At 72.6% G+C, this 15,878-nt stretch carries 13 protein-coding genes and 1 other RNA gene; 9 read left to right on the top strand and 5 right to left on the bottom strand.

Features of this window, described 5'->3' with window-relative positions:
• Nucleotides 1–31: 31 nt before the first annotated feature.
• Nucleotides 32–646 carry a bifunctional DNA primase/polymerase gene (locus tag ACQPZ4_RS43255; protein ID WP_433049946.1) on the bottom strand — a complete coding sequence of 205 codons (615 nt, stop codon included), beginning with the start codon at nucleotides 644–646 and terminating at the stop codon, nucleotides 32–34.
• Nucleotides 647–839: 193 nt separating this feature from the next.
• Between ACQPZ4_RS43255 and ACQPZ4_RS43250 the strand changes: the two genes are divergently transcribed.
• From ACQPZ4_RS43250 to ACQPZ4_RS43230, 5 genes are all read left to right on the top strand, one after another.
• The gene (locus ACQPZ4_RS43250) at nucleotides 840–2,072 is read left to right on the top strand and encodes a helix-turn-helix domain-containing protein (RefSeq protein ID WP_433049943.1); all 1,233 of its coding nucleotides are present in this window, start codon (nucleotides 840–842) and stop codon (nucleotides 2,070–2,072) included.
• A gap of 185 nt (nucleotides 2,073–2,257) precedes the next feature.
• Nucleotides 2,258–2,812 (top strand): flavoprotein, encoded by a 555-nt coding sequence (locus tag ACQPZ4_RS43245; protein WP_433049940.1) that lies wholly within the window; start codon nucleotides 2,258–2,260, stop codon nucleotides 2,810–2,812.
• 9 nt (nucleotides 2,813–2,821) lie between these two features.
• Nucleotides 2,822–3,628, top strand: a complete 807-nt coding sequence (locus tag ACQPZ4_RS43240) for a Nif3-like dinuclear metal center hexameric protein (RefSeq protein ID WP_433049937.1) — start codon at nucleotides 2,822–2,824, stop codon at nucleotides 3,626–3,628.
• The gene (locus tag ACQPZ4_RS43235) at nucleotides 3,625–4,365 is read left to right on the top strand and encodes a zinc ribbon domain-containing protein (protein WP_433049934.1); all 741 of its coding nucleotides are present in this window, start codon (nucleotides 3,625–3,627) and stop codon (nucleotides 4,363–4,365) included. Before ACQPZ4_RS43240 ends, ACQPZ4_RS43235 begins: the two co-directional genes overlap by 4 nt.
• Nucleotides 4,366–4,369: 4 nt before the next feature.
• Nucleotides 4,370–5,416 (top strand): histidine phosphatase family protein, encoded by a 1,047-nt coding sequence (locus ACQPZ4_RS43230; protein WP_433049931.1) that lies wholly within the window; start codon nucleotides 4,370–4,372, stop codon nucleotides 5,414–5,416.
• Between the two features lie 4 nt (nucleotides 5,417–5,420).
• Here ACQPZ4_RS43230 and ACQPZ4_RS43225 read toward each other — a convergent pair whose 3' ends face one another.
• Complete coding sequence (locus ACQPZ4_RS43225; RefSeq protein ID WP_433049928.1) at nucleotides 5,421–6,179, bottom strand: sulfite exporter TauE/SafE family protein; 759 nt, start codon at nucleotides 6,177–6,179, stop codon at nucleotides 5,421–5,423.
• Between the two features lie 29 nt (nucleotides 6,180–6,208).
• Here ACQPZ4_RS43225 and rnpB point away from each other — a divergent pair.
• An RNA gene (gene rnpB, locus ACQPZ4_RS43220) (RNase P RNA component class A) lies at nucleotides 6,209–6,596 on the top strand.
• Between the two features lie 16 nt (nucleotides 6,597–6,612).
• Here rnpB and ACQPZ4_RS43215 read toward each other — a convergent pair.
• The gene (locus tag ACQPZ4_RS43215) at nucleotides 6,613–6,882 is read right to left on the bottom strand and encodes a hypothetical protein (RefSeq protein ID WP_433049926.1); all 270 of its coding nucleotides are present in this window, start codon (nucleotides 6,880–6,882) and stop codon (nucleotides 6,613–6,615) included.
• 385 nt (nucleotides 6,883–7,267) lie between these two features.
• Here ACQPZ4_RS43215 and ACQPZ4_RS43210 point away from each other — a divergent pair, with 385 nt between their 5' ends.
• The gene (locus tag ACQPZ4_RS43210; protein ID WP_433049923.1) at nucleotides 7,268–7,948 is read left to right on the top strand and encodes a fascin domain-containing protein; all 681 of its coding nucleotides are present in this window, start codon (nucleotides 7,268–7,270) and stop codon (nucleotides 7,946–7,948) included.
• Between the two features lie 40 nt (nucleotides 7,949–7,988).
• Nucleotides 7,989–8,231 carry an excalibur calcium-binding domain-containing protein gene (locus ACQPZ4_RS43205; RefSeq protein ID WP_433049920.1) on the top strand — a complete coding sequence of 81 codons (243 nt, stop codon included), beginning with the start codon at nucleotides 7,989–7,991 and terminating at the stop codon, nucleotides 8,229–8,231.
• A gap of 7 nt (nucleotides 8,232–8,238) precedes the next feature.
• On the opposite strand, the gene aroA is transcribed toward ACQPZ4_RS43205, so the two are convergent.
• Nucleotides 8,239–9,513, bottom strand: a complete 1,275-nt coding sequence (aroA, locus tag ACQPZ4_RS43200; protein ID WP_433049917.1) for a 3-phosphoshikimate 1-carboxyvinyltransferase — start codon at nucleotides 9,511–9,513, stop codon at nucleotides 8,239–8,241.
• A 749-nt stretch (nucleotides 9,514–10,262) separates the two neighbouring features.
• The gene (locus ACQPZ4_RS43195; protein WP_433049914.1) at nucleotides 10,263–12,533 is read right to left on the bottom strand and encodes a hypothetical protein; all 2,271 of its coding nucleotides are present in this window, start codon (nucleotides 12,531–12,533) and stop codon (nucleotides 10,263–10,265) included.
• A 1,871-nt stretch (nucleotides 12,534–14,404) separates the two neighbouring features.
• On the opposite strand from ACQPZ4_RS43195, the gene ACQPZ4_RS43190 reads away from it, so the two are divergent.
• Nucleotides 14,405–15,811 carry an RNB domain-containing ribonuclease gene (locus tag ACQPZ4_RS43190; protein ID WP_433049911.1) on the top strand — a complete coding sequence of 469 codons (1,407 nt, stop codon included), beginning with the start codon at nucleotides 14,405–14,407 and terminating at the stop codon, nucleotides 15,809–15,811.
• Nucleotides 15,812–15,878: the final 67 nt, after the last annotated feature.

The raw sequence follows: 15,878 nt of genomic DNA, 5'->3' as shown, positions 1-15,878 counted from the left end.
CGGCACCGGAGCGCTGAGTAAAAACCAAGCGCTACGCGACGGCTCGCCAAGTAGCGCGGCGGCCCGCGGTGGCCAACGGGCCCGCGCCGATCGCGTCGAGCATGAGGGCCTGCACGGCGTACGGCTCGGCGGGCTTCCAGTTGTGCGTCTCCGGCGCCAGCTCCCACCGGACCCGCCCGCCGAACTGCCGGCTCGGCGGGGCCGGGACCCACGAGCCCTGGCCGTGCAGGACGACGCCGGCGTGCGCCGCGAGCTCGGGCAGGACGCCGTGGCCCGGCAGCACCAGGAACATCCAGCGGTCCCCGGGCGCCACCGCCACCGGGCCGCGGGCGGCCACGAAGCCGTCGCCCAGCAGCGCGGCGCGGCCCAGGGCGCCGGGCACCTCGAGCACGTCGAAGGCGAAGCCGGTGGGCAGCAGCACCGTGTAAGGGTGTTCCTTCCAGGTGGCCCGGACGGAGTCCCCGGTAAAGGGCGCGGGGTGGCAGGCGACCGTCGGGCAGCCGGGGGTGCCGCAGTCGAAGCGCCGCTCGCGCAGGTGGCGCCCGGCGTGCCGGCCGACCAGGAAGGCGCCCGGGCGAACGGGCCAGCCGTGTGCCGCATAGCGGGCTGCGGCCTTGCGCAGCCGCAGGCGTTCCCACGAGAGCATGACGGTCTCCAACCAGGCGAGATCACTCGAAAGTGCGCACGGCACCACGTCGCGTTACCGGACGCGTTGTGCGTCGTTGGCCAGTACGACGGGGGCTGCAACTTGCACATCGGAACGTATGAGCGAACGACCGGGATGAACCGCACAAATCGTGCGATGTCTACCGGCCGGGTGACCTCCGGAGGTGAGCGACGTGGATGAGTTGCCCATCGGCCGTCGGGTGGCCTACTGGCGGAACCGGCGCAAGATGTCGCAGCAGGTCTTCGCGGACCGGCTGGGCAAGTCCAAGAGCTGGGTCGACAAGGTCGAGCGCGGCGTGCGCCGGCTCGACAAGTTCTCCGTGGTGTACGAGATCGCCGACGTCCTGCAGCTGGACGTGCAGATCCTGCTGGGCCGGGACCCCGAGCGGCGCCCCGACAGCATCAACTGCGTCGACCAGATCGAGGTCGAGGAGATCCGCGCCGCCCTGGAGCGCTACGACCAGATCAGCGCCTTCTTCTACGCCCCGCCCGAGCCGCCCCCGCTGCCCGAGATGCGCAAGGCGGTGACCCACGCCTGGCTGTCGTACCAGCACGCGAAGTACGGCATGCTGGCCCGCACCCTGCCCCGCCTGCTGCGCGAGGCCCAGGCCGCCGACACCGCCTACAGCGACGGCGCCCAGGCGGAGGAGGCCGCGCACCTGCTCGGCCAGGTGTACCAGATCGCCTCGTCGGCCCTGCGCAAGCTCGGCGAGCACGAGCTGTCGTGGCTCGCGGCCGACCGGTCGATCGCCGTGTCCCAGCGCGCGGGCGACCAGCTGCTGGCCGGCACCGCCACCACGCGGGTCGCCTGCGCGCTGCTGTCCCTCGGCCGGGCCCGCCCGGCGCTGGAGATCAACGTCAACATCGCGAACCGGCTCGCGCCCGGCATCGGCGGGAACGACAGCACCCCGGAACGCCTTTCGGTGTACGGCCAACTGCTCCTGCAGGGCGCCATGTCCGCCGCCCGGATCGGCGACAGCGCGACCGTGCGCGACCTGCTCGCCGGGGCCGAGGACGCGGCGCGGGGCATGGACGGCGACGCCAACTACTACTGGTCGTGCTTCGGGCCGACGAACGTCAAGCTGCACCGGGCCGCCGCCGCCGTGGAACTCGGCGAGGGGCGCGTGGCGGTGGAGGTACACCACAGCCTGGATCTTGATATTTTCAACGCCCTGCTGCCGGAGCGCCGGGCGCACCACTATCTGGACCAGGCCCGGGCCCAGGCGCTGATCGGCGACATCGACATGGCCAGCGAGATGCTCCTGGAGGGCGACCGGCTGGCGCCGTCGGAGATCCGGTGCCGGCCCCTGGCCCGCGAGGTGCTCAGCGACGTCCTGCGCCGCACGCGGGGGACGCCGTCGGCCCCGGTGGCGGAACTTGCCGAGCACATGAGTGTGGGCGTTTAGGCCCTGTCCTGCCAATCACGCCGGCCTGCGACGGGCCCAGATTCCGCCTGCGCACCCCCCGTGAAGGCCGGGTTACAACCCCGGTAACCAGGCCTCCACGGGGCGCACGCAGACGAAATCTGGACTCCGTCTCGGCTCGACGTGATTGACAGGACAGGGCCTAAGCAACAGGGCAGAATGCCCGCATGTCACGACCCGTTTTGTACGCCGTCGTGTGTGGCTCACCCGCCACCGCCGGCGTTGGCAATCTGGTCTCGCTCGCCCAGGAGCGTGGCTGGGACGTCTGCGTGGTCGCCACGCCGGACGCCCTCAAGTGGCTCGACGTGCCCGGCGTGGTCAAGCAGACCGGTCACCCCGTACGACACCGGTACAAATACCCCGGCGACCCGGACGTCCTGCCGGCTGCCGAGGCGATCATCGTCGCGCCCGCGACCGTCAACACGGTCAACAAGTGGGCGGCCGGCATCGCCGACACCCTCGCGCTCGGCCTCATCGTCGAGGGGCTCGGGCTGGGGCTGCCGATCGTCGCGGTGCCGTACACGAACCGGGCCATGGCCGCCCACCCCGCGTTCGGCGAGGCGATCGAGCGGCTGCGGTCGTGGGGCGTCACCATGTTGTACGGCGACGACGTCATCGAGCTGCACCAGCCCGGCATCGGCGAGAACCGCACCGACTTCCCGTGGCACCTCCCGCTGGACGCGCTGGAGGCGCAACGGTCCGTGCAGGCGCCGGTGGACTAACGTAGCGCCGTGCGCGTCTCCGAGATCGTCAGCCTGCTGGAGCAGCGGTACCCGCCGGAGTGGGCCGAGGACTGGGACCGCGTCGGGTTCGTCCTCGGCGACCCCGGCGCGACCGTCAGCCGCGTGCTGCTCGCCGTCGACTGCGACCCGGCCGTCGTCGAGGAGGCCGAGCGGGCGGGGGCGGAGCTGGTCTTCACCCACCATCCGCTGCTCCTGCGCGGCGTCTCCACCCTCGCGCCGACGACCTACAAGGGCCGCATCGTGCACCGGATGATCAGGGCCGGGATCGCGTTGTACACCGCGCACACCAACGGCGACGTCGCCAACCCGGGCGTGTCGGACGCGCTGGCGGGGCGGCTCGGCCTGCTGGAAGTACACCCGCTGCGGTCTGATCCGAGGGCACCCGAGCGCGGGCACGGTCGCGTCGGGCGGCTCCCCGAGCCGATGACCCTGGCCGCGTTCGCGCGGCATGCGGCCGATCAACTGCATCAAACCGCCGCCATGGTACGGGCGGCAGGGGACCCGTCCCGGCCCGTCCGCACGGTCGCGGTGTCCGGCGGGTCCGGCGATGCGTTCCTGGCCGACGCCACGCGCGCGGGCGTTGACGCATACTTGACCGCGGATCTGCGCCATCATCCGGCGCAGGAGCACCTCGCGAACGGCGGGCCGGCCCTCGTCGACGTCACCCATTGGGCGTCCGAGCGGCCCTGGCTGGACGACGTCGCGGCGTTCCTGCGCGCGGAGGCCGGCGTGCAGACCATCGTGTCCGATGTGGACACCTCACCCTGGGTTCTGTTGGAGGGTAACGACTCGTGAAGGCCGATCCGGAAGCCCAGCGCCGCCTGCTCGATCTCCAGGCGATCGACATCGCGCTGACCCAGCTCGCACACAAGCGCAAGGCGCTGCCCGAGCACGCCGAGCTCGACGCGCTGGCCCGCGAGCTGTCCATGATGGAGGATCAGCGCGTCCGCGCCCAGGTCGCAGTGGACGACATCGACCGCGACATCGAGCGGCTGGAGAAGGACGTCGAGCAGGTCCGGGCCCGCAAGGACAAGGACCAGGCCCGCCTCGACGGCGGCAGCGGCCCGTCGCGCGAGCTGGAGGCCCTGCAGCACGAGATCGCCACGCTGAACCGGCGCCAGTCCGAGCTGGAGGACGCCGAGCTGGAGCACATGGAACAGCGCGAGACCGCCCAGGCCGCCCTCGACGAGATCGTCGGCAAGCTGGAGACGTCCCGGGCCACCCGCGCCGCGTCCGAGCAGCGCCGCGACGAGTCCCTCGCGGCGATCGCCAAGGACGAGGAGTTCCGGCGGGCCGGGCGCCGTCCGCTCGCCGCCGACCTGCCGGCCGACCTGGTCACGCTGTACGACAAGATCCGCGAGTCCAGCGGCGGGATCGGCGCGGCGATGCTGCGCCAGGGCCGCTGCGAGGGCTGCCGGATCGAGCTCTCCGGCGGCGACAAGGCCCGCGTGAAGGCGGCCCCGGCGGACGACGTCGTGCGCTGCGAGGAGTGCCGCCGCATCCTGGTGCGCACCGCCGAGTCGGGGCTGTAGCCGCATGCGGGTGACCGTCGAGGCCGACGGAGGTTCGCGCGGGAACCCGGGCCCGGCCGGCTACGGCGCCGTCGTGCGCGACGAGCACGGCGGGCTGCTGGCCGAGCGGCTCGGGGCGCTGGGCGTGACCACGAACAACGTCGCCGAGTACTCCGGGCTCATCGCCGGGCTCAAGGCCGCCCGCGAGCTGGGCGCGGACGAGGTCGACGTGCGCATGGACTCCAAGCTGGTCATCGAGCAGATGGCGGGCCGCTGGCAGATCAAGCACCCGGGGCTGCGCCCGCTGGCCGACGAGGCCAAGGCGCTGGCGCTGGGGTTCGCGCTGGTGCGGTACAGCTGGATCCCCCGCGAGCAGAACAAGGACGCCGACCGCCTGGCCAACGCCGCGATGGACGGCAAGGCGGAGCCGGCTGAGAAGCGTTCCTGGTCGCCGCCGTCGACCGGCTCTCCGCTGCGGATGGTCATCATCCGCCACGGCGAGACCCCGTACACGGCCGAGAAGCGGTACTCCGGTCGCGGCGACATCTCCTTGGCCCCGATCGGGCAGGAGCAGGCCGCCAAGGCCGCAAGGCGCGCTTTGGAGGTGGCCCCGAACCTGGCCGCGATCGTCAGCTCACCGCTGAAGCGGTGCCTAGAGACCGCTTCAGCCCTGGGCGACCTGCCGATTCATGTCGAGGACGACCTGATCGAGTGTGACTTCGGCGAGTGGGAGGGGCTCACCTACGGCGAGGTCCGCGAGCGGTACGCGGCCGAGCAGGACCGGTGGCTCGCCTCGACTGCCGTGCCGCCGCCCGGAGGAGAGTCGTTTCAGCAGGTCGCTATGCGGGTCCGGCGGGTCGTCAGGCGGTTGCAGGATCGCTTCGAGGGCCAGGAGATCGCCGTCGTCAGCCACGTGACGCCGATCAAGCTGCTGCTCCGCGACGCGCTCGCGGCCGGTGACTCGTTCCTGTTCCGGATGTATCTCGATCCGGCGGGGATTTCGCTCGTCGACTCCTGGCCGGACGGTGGCGTCGCGGTGCGGTCGGTGAACGAGACGGGCCACTTGTCGTGATTGGCTACGAAAAAGCCTGATAGAGCAGGACGAGGCCGACCACGGTCCCGAACGCGACGATCAGGGTCCTCAGCACGATGCTCGGCAGCCGCCGGGCCAGCCGCGCCCCGAGGTACCCGCCGATCAGCGCGGTCGGGGCCGTGACCGCCACGTCGGCCCAGTCGACCGGCCCGAACAGCGCGAACGCGAGCACCCCGACCAGCCCGACGACGGCCGAGATGACGTTCTTCAGCGCGCTGACGCGGGCCATGGACTCGTCCACGACCAGGCCGATCCCGGCGACGAGCATGACGCCGAGGGCGGCGCCGAAGTACCCGCCGTAGATCGAGCCGACGAAGACCATCGCGTGCAGGCTCAGCGCCCGCCGCCGCGCCGACATCTCCCGCGGATGCCCGACCAGCCGCCGCAGCCGGTCCTGGAACGCGAGCACCGCGGCCGCCCCGAGCACCAGGAACGGCACCACGACGTCGAACGCCGCGGCCGGCGTGAGCAGCAGCAGCGCGCACCCGAGCGCGGCCCCGACGACCGCGGTCGGCACGAGCGGCCGCCAGTGCGCCCGCCCGAGATCGGCGCGGCTGCCGACGACGGACGAGACGTACCCGGGAAACACGGATGTGCTGTTCGTCACGTTCGCCGCGACGGGCGGCAATCCGGTCGCGATCAGCGCCGGAAACGTGATGAGCGACCCGCCCCCGGCGATCGCGTTGACGGTCCCGGCCGCCAGCCCGGCGACGGAGAGCAATGCGATGTCGGCGAGGTCCATGGTCTGACTACCATAGTCAGCGCGACGGACGAGTCGACCGGGCGGCCGCGTCGGTGCTTCTGGCACCGCCGAGGAACGTCCGGGCTCCACAGGGCAGGGTGGTTGTTAACGGCAACCCGGGGCGACCCGCGGGACAGTGCCACAGAGAGCAGACCGCCAGCGCGAGCTGGTAAGGGTGAAACGGTGGGGTAAGAGCCCACCAGCGCCCCGGGTGACCGGGGCGGCTAGGTAAACCCCACCCGGAGCAAGGTCAAAAGGGCGCGGGCCCACGGGCCCGGCCTGCGCAGGCGTTCGAGGGCGGCCCGCCCGAGCCTGCGGGTGGACCGCTGGAGCCTGCCGGCGACGGCAGGCCGAGATGGATGGCCGTCCCCCGCTTCCGAGCGGGGACAGAACCCGGCGTACAGGTCGACTCGTCCGTCGCTCCTGCCGCGGTTCAACCCCGCGGCCCGCTGACGACGGCGTAGATCATGAGCAGGCCGGCCCCGGCGGCCACACCGCCGATGACGCGGAACAGGAACCGCGCCTCGCCTCGCCGCCGCTCCAGTTCCCGCGGGCCTGACGGCGCGGTCCAATGGCTGAGCAGCAGACCGCCCGGCGACGGGCGCACCGCCTTGCGGGCGTACCAGGTGGTGAAGCCCCGGAAGTCGGTGGCCAGGACCACTCCGATCAGGAAGAGCGCCCCGAAGAAGAAATAGGCGGCCATCGCTGCAGCCTATCCGGCTCGGAATACGAAGCAGTCCCTGCGAACGCCGCGTCGAGTTCGCGGACGCGACCTGGAGCCGGCGACGACCAGCACCACGACCGCCGCGAGCATGGCCACCCGCCCGGCCCGTATTCCCACCGGGGCACCCTACCGGCGGGGTGCCGCGGTGACGGGCGGGAGTCGCGGCCCTGCACATTTCAGACCGTTTTCAACAGCTTTCACTGCGCTTGCAGACGGTACCGAATGCGCAGTGTGACGACGTGGAAAGGGCGCTGAAGGGAAGTTTAAGATCGGCTTTGGCTCCTTGACCCCCGTCGATGGCGTGGCCGAGCATCGTGCGCGACACGGCCGGACGAAGCGGCCGTCGGCGTGAACGGAGTGCCCCGTGCGGCGCAAAAGCATCCTCGTGTTGGTGGCCGCGGCGGTCGTCGCGGCGGTCGTGACGCCCCTCGCGCTCGCGCGTGCCGAGGAGGGCGATCCCGGGCACCCGAGCGGGCGCGGCAGTGCCGTCGCGCCGCCGCCGGGGCTGTCGCCGGGGAAGATCGACATGACCGGCGGTACGCCGCTGGAGCGGGACGGGGAGCAGCAGCTCGGGTTCGAGGGCACCAAGATGCCGGCGCTGGACGCCACGTGCCGCGACTACAAGATTCTGAGCCTGGCCGCCAACCGGTACATCGCCGAGGAACAGGGCTACGGCGGCGCCATCCACAACATGCTCCGCGCGCGCACCGCCCCCGGCCAGACCGGCAGCTGGGAGGTGTTCCGCGTCTGCTCGGAGGACGGCGGGCACACGGTGTTCCTGAAGGCGCCGTCGGACTATTTCGTGACCGCGGAGTACGGGTACACCGGCAAGAACCTCGGCATGCTGCGCGGGCGCGGCGAGTGGAACGACACGTGGGAGACCTTCGACGTGTGGACCGATGCCGGCAAGTTCTACCTGCGCAACTCCGCCCGCGGCACCTACTTCACCTGCCGGCTCGACTACACCGGGCAGTACTACCAGGAGATGAAGGCGACGGGTGCGGCTCCGGGCTCGTGGGAGGCGCTCTGGTTCGACGCGCTGTAGAACCCTCAGGTCCGGGCGCGCCCGGCCGAGTTCACCGGGCATGATGCACGTGCTGCTGGCGGTGTTGCTGGCGCTCCCGACGGGACAGGCCGCGCCGAAGCGGTACGTCAGCTGCGCCGCCCTTCAGCACGACTTCCCGCACGGCGTGGCCCGCGCGGGCGCGACGGACAAGGTCGCGCGCCGCGCGAAGCCGGTCACCACGTTCGCCGTGAACCAGGCCGCCTACGACGCCAACAAGCGCCTCGACGCCGACAGGGACGGCGTGGCCTGCGAGCGGCGTTAGCGCGGGCTCACAACAGCGCGAGATCCTCGAAGTACGTCGGATAGGTCTTGGCGATGCATCGCGGGTGCTTGATGCGGATGCCGGGCACGCGCAGCCCGAGCAGCGCCAGGCTCATCGCCATGCGGTGGTCGTCGTACGTCTCGAAATCCGTCGCCGCGATCGCTCCCGGCCGCACCGTGAACCCGTCCACGTCCTCGGTCGCGTCCAGCCCCGCCCGGCGCAGCTCGGTCACGATCGCCGCGATCCGGTCGGTCTCCTTGCGCCGGATGAAGTCGATGCCGGTGACGGTGGTGGGGGAGTCGGCGAACGCGGCCACGGCGGCCAGGGTCTGCGCGGTGTCGGAGATGTCGGCCATGTCGACGTCGATGCCGTGCAGTTCGCCGGTACCGGTGACCGTGATGCTGTCCGCCGCCCGCTCGACCCGCGCGCCCATCCGCTCGAGCAGGTCGGCGAAGCGCACATCGCCCTGCAGGCTGCGGGTGCCGAGCCCCTCGACGGTCACCCGCCCGCCGGTGATCGCGGCCGCCGCCAGCAGGTACGAGGCGGCGCTGGCGTCGGGCTCGATCGCGTACTCGGTCGCCCGGTACGTGCCCGGCCGCACCGTCAGCCCGTCCACGCTCACCCCGAACGCGGCCATGACGGCGGTGGTCGACTCGACGTAAGGCACCGAGACCAGCGGCGAGGTGAGCTCGACGGTCAGCCCGTCGGCCATCAGCGGCCCGGCCATGAGCAGCCCGGAGAGGTACTGGCTGGAGATGTGCCCCGGCACCGCCACCTTGCCGCCCGCCACCGGCCCCGTCGCGGCGACCGGCAGGTACCCGGGCCGGCCCAGGTCCTCGATGGTCGCGCCGAGCTCCCGCAGCGCGTCCACGAGCGGCCCGAACGGCCTGGCCAGCAGCTGCGGGTCGCCGTCCACGACGCCGCGCGCCGGGCGCAGGGCCGCGGCGGGCAGGATGAACCGCCCCGTCGTACCCGACTGGCGCGCGTCGATGCGCACCTCGCCGCTCGCGGTGCGGGGGTCGACGCCGTCCACGTACACGGTCTTGGCGGGCTCGTCGACGGTGACGGCCGCCCCGAGCGCCCGCACCGCGCCGAGCATCGCGTGGGTGTCGTTGGCGAACAGCATCCCGGTCAGCGTGCTGCGCCCCGGCGCGAGGGCGGCGCAGATGAGCGCGCGGTTGGTGATGCTCTTCGACCCGGGCGGGCGCAGGGTGACGTCGGGCGGCGCGCTCAGCGGCGGCACGGCCAGGACGTCGGGCAGGTCATCGGCATGGAGGCTCACACCGCGATTCTTTCAGAGCCTGCTCCGGTACCCCATGTGCCTGCCACCACCACCGCCCGGCTTTCAGGTGCCGCTTGTTTCGGTGCCCCTCGCCCGGATCGTTTTTGCCGGGTCGTTGCCGGGCCCTGTCCACCTTGGACGATCCCGCCGGGCGCCCTCGTTCGCGGCTTCCTCGCGCCCTCGTTCGCGGCTTCCTGGCGTCCTCGTTCGCGGCTTCCTCGCGTCCTCGTTCGCGGCTTCCTGGCGTCCTCGTTCGCGGCTTCCTCGCGTCCTCGTTCACGCCTTCCTCGCGTCCTCGTTCGTCTCCGAACGAGGAGCGGCCCCTCGACCGGACGACTCGAATGTGTTTCCTCCGTTCGGCTCACCCGCGGGTGAGAGTTGCCACAGCCCGCCCGTGCAACTCCCACCGCAATCCCGGAATTGCCACCCCCGCCATGATCGCCAAACTGTTGTGTGACAACGCCTTTCGGACATCATCGGAAAGCGAATCGGAGCCGCCTCGACCCCCCGGGCGTCACCGAGACCCTTGTCGGCCGGTTGCGTCTACTGTGGAATCTCAACAAGCTATTTGCCGGTTTCGGTGGCGCATGTTTCATTTGCGGTGCACAGTGATGTCATGAGCAGCAGCGGTGCTGAGCGGTACTACTGGTGCCTTTCTCACCAACGGGTCGAGTCCGAGGACAACATGTGCCCGGGAAGGGATCGCCTCGGCCCGTACGACTCGGCGGCGGAAGCCCAACAAGCTATCGCTAAAGTCCAGGAACGCAACGAGGCGTGGGACGCCGAAGACGAACGGTGGGAAGGCAAGCACTAGCAAAGCGCCGGAGCCCGGAGCGACCGCGAACCGCCCCGGGAAGCCGGCTCCCCGAAAACCCGACCACCCGCACAACCCAACCGCGAACATCCCGCAGGACGCGGGAGAACTCCTCCAGGAGGACCACGATGGCCGCAGCTAAGAAGGCCACCACGAGATCGGCCGCAGCGCGCGCGGCCGCGACGACCGCGGCGGCCACGGCCCCCGCGACGACCGAGCAGGCCCCCGCCAGGGCCCGCAAGACGGTCGCGGCCGGCTCCCCCCGCCGCACCACGACCGCCACCGTGACCCCGGAAACCCCGGCGTCCACCACCACGCGCAAGACCGCCGCAAAGTCGGCAACCCCCGCGGCGGGCACCACGGCCCGCAAGGCCACGTCAAAGACGGCGACCCCGGCGGCCGGTTCGACGGCGCGCAAGTCGACGGCGTCGAAGACGGCGACCCCGGCGGCCGGTACGACCCGCCGCGCGACGGCGTCCAAGACGGCGACCCCGGCCGCAGGCACGGCGGCCCGCAAGTCGGCGACTCCGGCGGCGAGCTCGACGGCCCGCAAGTCGACGGCGTCGAAGACGGCGACCCCGGCGGCCGGTACGACCCGCCGCGCGACGGCGTCCAAGACGGCCACCCCGGCCGCAGGCACGACGGCCCGCAAGTCGGCGACTCCGGCGGCGGGCACGACGGCCCGCAAGTCGACGGCGTCGAAGACGGCGACCCCGGCGGCCGGTACGACCCGCCGCGCAACGGCGTCCAAGTCGGCGACCCCGGCGGCCCGCAAGTCCACGGCGTCAAAGACCGCCACCCCGGCGGCCAAGACGACCTCGGCGGCCGCCAAGACGACGGCAGCCAAGAAGACGACCGCGGCGGCGAAGGCAGCCCCGGCCAAGAAGACGACGACGGCGAAGGCCACCCCGGCCAAGTCCACCGCGACGAAGACGGCGGCCGCCAAGAAGACCACGGCGTCGAAGGCCACTCCGGCGAAGTCGGCCACGAAGTCGACGGCGGCGAAGTCCACGGCGTCGAAGGCGACTCCGGCGAAGTCGGCCACGAAGTCGACGGCGGCGAAGTCCACGGCCGCGAAGTCCACGGCGGCAAAGTCGACGGCGGCAAAGTCGACGGCAGCCAAGTCGACGGCGGCAAAGTCCACGGCGTCGAAGGCGACCGCGGCGAAGTCGACGGCCGCGAAGTCGACGACCGCAAGGTCGGCGGCAGCCAAGTCGACCCCGGCCAAGAAGACGACGACGGCGAAGGCCACCCCGGCCAAGTCCACCGCGACGAAGACGGCGGCCGCCAAGAAGACCACGGCGTCGAAGGCCACTCCGGCGAAGTCGGCCGCGAAATCGACGGCGGCGAAGTCCACGGCGGCAAAGTCGACGGCGGCCAAGAAGACGACGGCGAAGGCCGCCCCGGCCAAGACCGCGACGAAGGCAGCGGCCAAGTCCACGACGGCGAAGGCGACCCCGGCGAAGTCGACCGCGACGAAGTCCGCGGCGGCGAAGAAGACGACGGCCAAGTCCACCGCGACGAAGTCCGCGGCGGCCAAGAAGACGACGGCGAAGGCCACCCCGGCCAAGACCGCGACGAAGGCAGCGGCCAAGTCCACGACGGCCAAGGCGACCCCGGCGAAGTCGACCGCGACGAAGTCCGCGGCGGCGAAGAAGACGACGGCAAAGGCCGCCCCGGCCAAGACCGCGACGAAGGCAGCGGCCAAGTCGACGACGTCGAAGGCGACCCCGGCCAAGTCGGCGGCAACGAAGGCGGCAGCCAAGTCCACCGCGGCCAAGTCAACGACGAAGGCCGTCCCGGCGAAGTCAGCGACGAAGTCCACGGCGACGAAGGCGGCAGCCAAGTCGACGACGGCCGCGAAGTCGGCCCCGGCCAAGACAACGTCGAAGGCCACCCCGGCCAAGTCGGCCACGAAGTCGACGGCGGCAGCCAAGTCGACGACGGCCGCAAAGTCCGCCCCGGCGAAGTCGACCGCGACGAAGTCCACGACGGCCAAGGCCACCCCGGCCAAGTCGACCGCGACCAAGTCCACGACGGCCAAGTCAACGCCGCGCAAGGCCCCGGCCAAGAAGTCGACCGCGACTCCGAACACGACGGTTGCGCCGGAGGCAGCAACCCCGGCGGAGCCGATCACGTCAGCAGCCGCGGTGACCGAGGGCGGCCTGACCGCCGACACTACGGCAGCCACGTCCGACGCCGCCACGGAGCCGACCACGGGTACGGCCGCCGAGGCCATCCCCGGCCGCGAGAACGGCAACAACCCGGAGGAAGCCGCAAGCATGACTCCGGAGGACTGGGCCACACTCGCCCGCCCGTAACACCAGCACCCAAGAACGGCCGGTCCACCACAACGGTGGGGACCGGCCGTTCCCCTTTCCACCGCCGCTCACCACCCGCCAAACACGCCCACCGTCAGCCGCCGCCACTCACACCGCCGCGATCCCCTTCCGCCGGCCGCAACCCTCCGCCGGCCGCACCACGAGTCCCGCTGACCACCGCCGCCACACACCGTCGACTGCCATCCGCGTCCACCGGGCCACCGCCACGCACCGCCGGCTGCCCATCCGCGTCCACCGAGCCACCTCCACGCACCGCCGCCTCCTGCTGCTCCACTAGCCACCGCCGCCCACCACGCACCGTCGTCGGCTGCCACCCGCCTCCAGGGGGCCACGGCCACCTCCACGCGCCACCGCCTGCCACCCGTTTCCATCGGCTGCCGCTGCTGCACTCGCGCCGCCGCCACCACGCGCCACCGGCCGCCGCCCGCGTTGGCCGGCTGCTGCTGCTGCTGCTCCACTAGCCACCGCCGCCGCTACCACGCGCCACCGGCCGTCGTCCGCCGCTACGGCTCCGCTGCCGCCACGCGCCGTCGGCTGCGGCCCGCGTCCATCGGGCCACCGCCACCGCCACCGCCACGCGCCGCCGCCTGCCACCCGCGTCCGCCGGCTGCCGCCACGCCACCGCCACTGCCGCCACGCGCGACCGGCCGCCATCCGCGTCGGCTGGCTGCTGCTAATTCACTCGCACCCCGCCGCCGCCACTGCCGCCACGCGCCGTCGGCTGCGGCCTGCGTCCGCCGGGCCACCGCCATCGCCACGCGCCACCGCCACCGCCTGCCACCCGCGTCCGCCGGCTGCTGCTCCACCCGCCGGCCGCCGCCCGCGTCCGCCTGCTGCCGCCCGCGTCCGCCTGCTGCCGCCCGCGTCCATCGGCCGCCGCTGTTCCACTCGGCATCGTCGACACGTGCCGCCAGCCGCCGCGTGACTCCCGCTGACCGCCGCAGTCGCGCGCCGCCGACCGCTGCGTGACTGGTGCTGGCCGCTGCAGGCGACGCCTGCACGCACCCGCCGGTGCGCCGGCCGCGACCCGTCCGCACGCATCGCCCACGCAGACCGTGTGCACCGCCTGCGCCTCGACCCGCGCGCACCGTCCACGCGCCCACCCACGCCTCAACCGCGGGCGCCGTCCACGGTCCGGTCCCGCGCCCACGCCTCGACCCGCGCGCACCGTCCGGGCCCCGGTCACGCGCCCACCCACCCACGCCCCAACCGCGGGCACCGTCCACGGTCCGGTCCGGTCCGGTCCCGCGCCTCGACCCGCGCGCACCGTCCAGGCCCCGGTCACGCGCGCACCCACGCCTCAACCGCGGGCGCCGTCCACGGTCCGGTCACGCGTCCACCCACGCCTCAGCCGCGGGCGCCGTCCACGGTCCGGTCACGCGTCCACGCCTCGACCCGTGCGCACCGCCGACGACTCCGGTCACGCGCCCTGCCCACGCCCACCGCCGCCGCCTGCCGACGGCGCCCACCAACAACGCGTTCCCGCGGTCCCACCGAAACCACCACGCCTGGCGGTCGGCCTGGCTGGTCCGGTGCCGCCCTCCCCGCTGGCGGCTCCCGGAGCCGTGCTGGGTTCGTCGACAAGACTGCGCCGCGGTGGGGGTTGGCACATCGGCCGAAAGAACGACCGGACTTCTCGGTCCGTGGGCCGACGCGCGCATCGGCCGTGAGAACGGGAACGGGACCGGCCATTAGCGTGATTTCCGGGGTGACCCGGCCTGGTAAGACTGGACCCGTGACCGCTCGCCGAGTTTTTGCCCCCCGCATCGACTTCAGTTCGCTCCGACACGAGCTCGAGCTTCCCGAGGCCTTCTCCGCCGCCGCGCAGGAGGAGGCCGAAGGGGCCGCCGGTCGGGTCTTCGAGGACCGGCCGGATCGCACCGAGCTGGAGTTCGTGACCATCGACCCGCCCACCTCCAAGGACCTCGACCAGGCGCTGTTGTTGCAGCGGCGGGAGGGCGGCTACCGGGTGTACTACGCGATCGCCGACGTCGCGGCGTTCGTCGCGCCCGGTGGGGCCCTGGAGAAGGAGACCTGGGAGCGGGGGCAGACCGTGTACCTGCCCGACGGGAAGGTGCCGCTGCACCCGGCCGTGCTCAGTGAGGGTGCCGCCAGTCTGTTGCCGGATCAGACGCGGCCCGCGGTGCTGTGGACGATCGACGTCGACGAGCAGGGCAACGCGACCGGAGCCGACGTGGCGCGGGCACTGGTGCGGAGCCGGGCCAAGCTCAACTACGAGGCGGTGCAGCAGGACGCTGACAAGGGGCAGCTGCACCCCTCGATCGCGCTGCTGCCCGAGGTGGGCAGGCTGCTCGTGGCCCGTGGACTGGACCGCGGGGCCGTGAACCTGCCGCTGCCGGAGCAGGAGGTCGAGCCGGACGGGGACGGGTGGCGGCTGACGCTGCGGGCGCCGGTGGAGGTCGAGGAGTACAACGCGCAGATTTCGCTGCTGACGGGGATGGCGGCGGCGAAGATCATGCTGGCCGGTGGGGTCGGGCTGCTGCGGACCATGCCGCCGGCGCCGGCTGAGACCGTGGAGGCGTTGCGGTTGGCGGCGAAGGCACTGGACGTACCGTGGCCGGAGGGTGCGACTCCGGGGCGGGTCATCGCGGCGTTGGACCCGGCTCAGCCGAGGGCGGCGGCGTTGCTCGATCAGGCCGCCGAAATGATGCGCGGGGCCGGCTACACGCCGTTCGACGGGGCGCCGCCGGAGCAGCCGCTGCATGCCGCGGTGGCAGCACCGTACGCACACGTGACGGCCCCGCTGCGGCGCCTGGCCGACCGCTACGTCACCGAGGTGTGCCTCGCCCTCCACGTCGGCGCAGCGGTCCCCTCGTGGGCGCGGGAGGCGCTGCCGAAGCTGCCGGAGGTCATGACGCGCACCGACCGGGTCGCGGGGGCGGCCGAGCGGGGGGCGGTGGACCTGGTGGAGGCGACGCTGCTGCAGGGGCGGGTCGGGGAGACGTTCGAGGCCGCGGTGCTCGACGTGGACCGGGCCAAGCACCGGGGCGACATCGCGATCGACGAGCCGCCGGTGCGGGCCCGGTGCGAGGGGGACGCGCTGCCGCTGGGGGAGCGGATCACGGTGCGGCTGACGGAGGCGGACCCGGCCAAGCGAAAGGTGACCTTCCACGAGGTGTGAGATCGGAGGCGAGGCCGGCCGTGGGGCGCGGCGACGCACGGTGGGAGAACCGAGGCTGGCCGTGGGG

This window comes from Dactylosporangium sp. CS-033363, from assembly GCF_050942475.1.
Classification (GTDB): domain Bacteria; phylum Actinomycetota; class Actinomycetes; order Mycobacteriales; family Micromonosporaceae; genus Dactylosporangium.
Note: the sequence above shows the minus strand (reverse complement) of the source record. Positions and strands in the feature narration are given on the sequence as shown.

What these genes read in the sequence shown, in the direction of transcription:
- ACQPZ4_RS43230 (WP_433049931.1), top strand. Translation starts at nt 4,370, where the DNA reads ATGCGGGTGACCGTCGAGGCCGACGGAGGTTCGCGCGGGAACCCGGGC.
- ACQPZ4_RS43255 (WP_433049946.1), bottom strand. Translation starts at nt 646, where the DNA reads ATGCTCTCGTGGGAACGCCTGCGGCTGCGCAAGGCCGCAGCCCGCTAT.
- ACQPZ4_RS43205 (WP_433049920.1), top strand. Translation starts at nt 7,989, where the DNA reads ATGATGCACGTGCTGCTGGCGGTGTTGCTGGCGCTCCCGACGGGACAG.
- ACQPZ4_RS43215 (WP_433049926.1), bottom strand. Translation starts at nt 6,882, where the DNA reads ATGGCCGCCTATTTCTTCTTCGGGGCGCTCTTCCTGATCGGAGTGGTC.
- ACQPZ4_RS43225 (WP_433049928.1), bottom strand. Translation starts at nt 6,179, where the DNA reads ATGGACCTCGCCGACATCGCATTGCTCTCCGTCGCCGGGCTGGCGGCC.
- ACQPZ4_RS43245 (WP_433049940.1), top strand. Translation starts at nt 2,258, where the DNA reads ATGTCACGACCCGTTTTGTACGCCGTCGTGTGTGGCTCACCCGCCACC.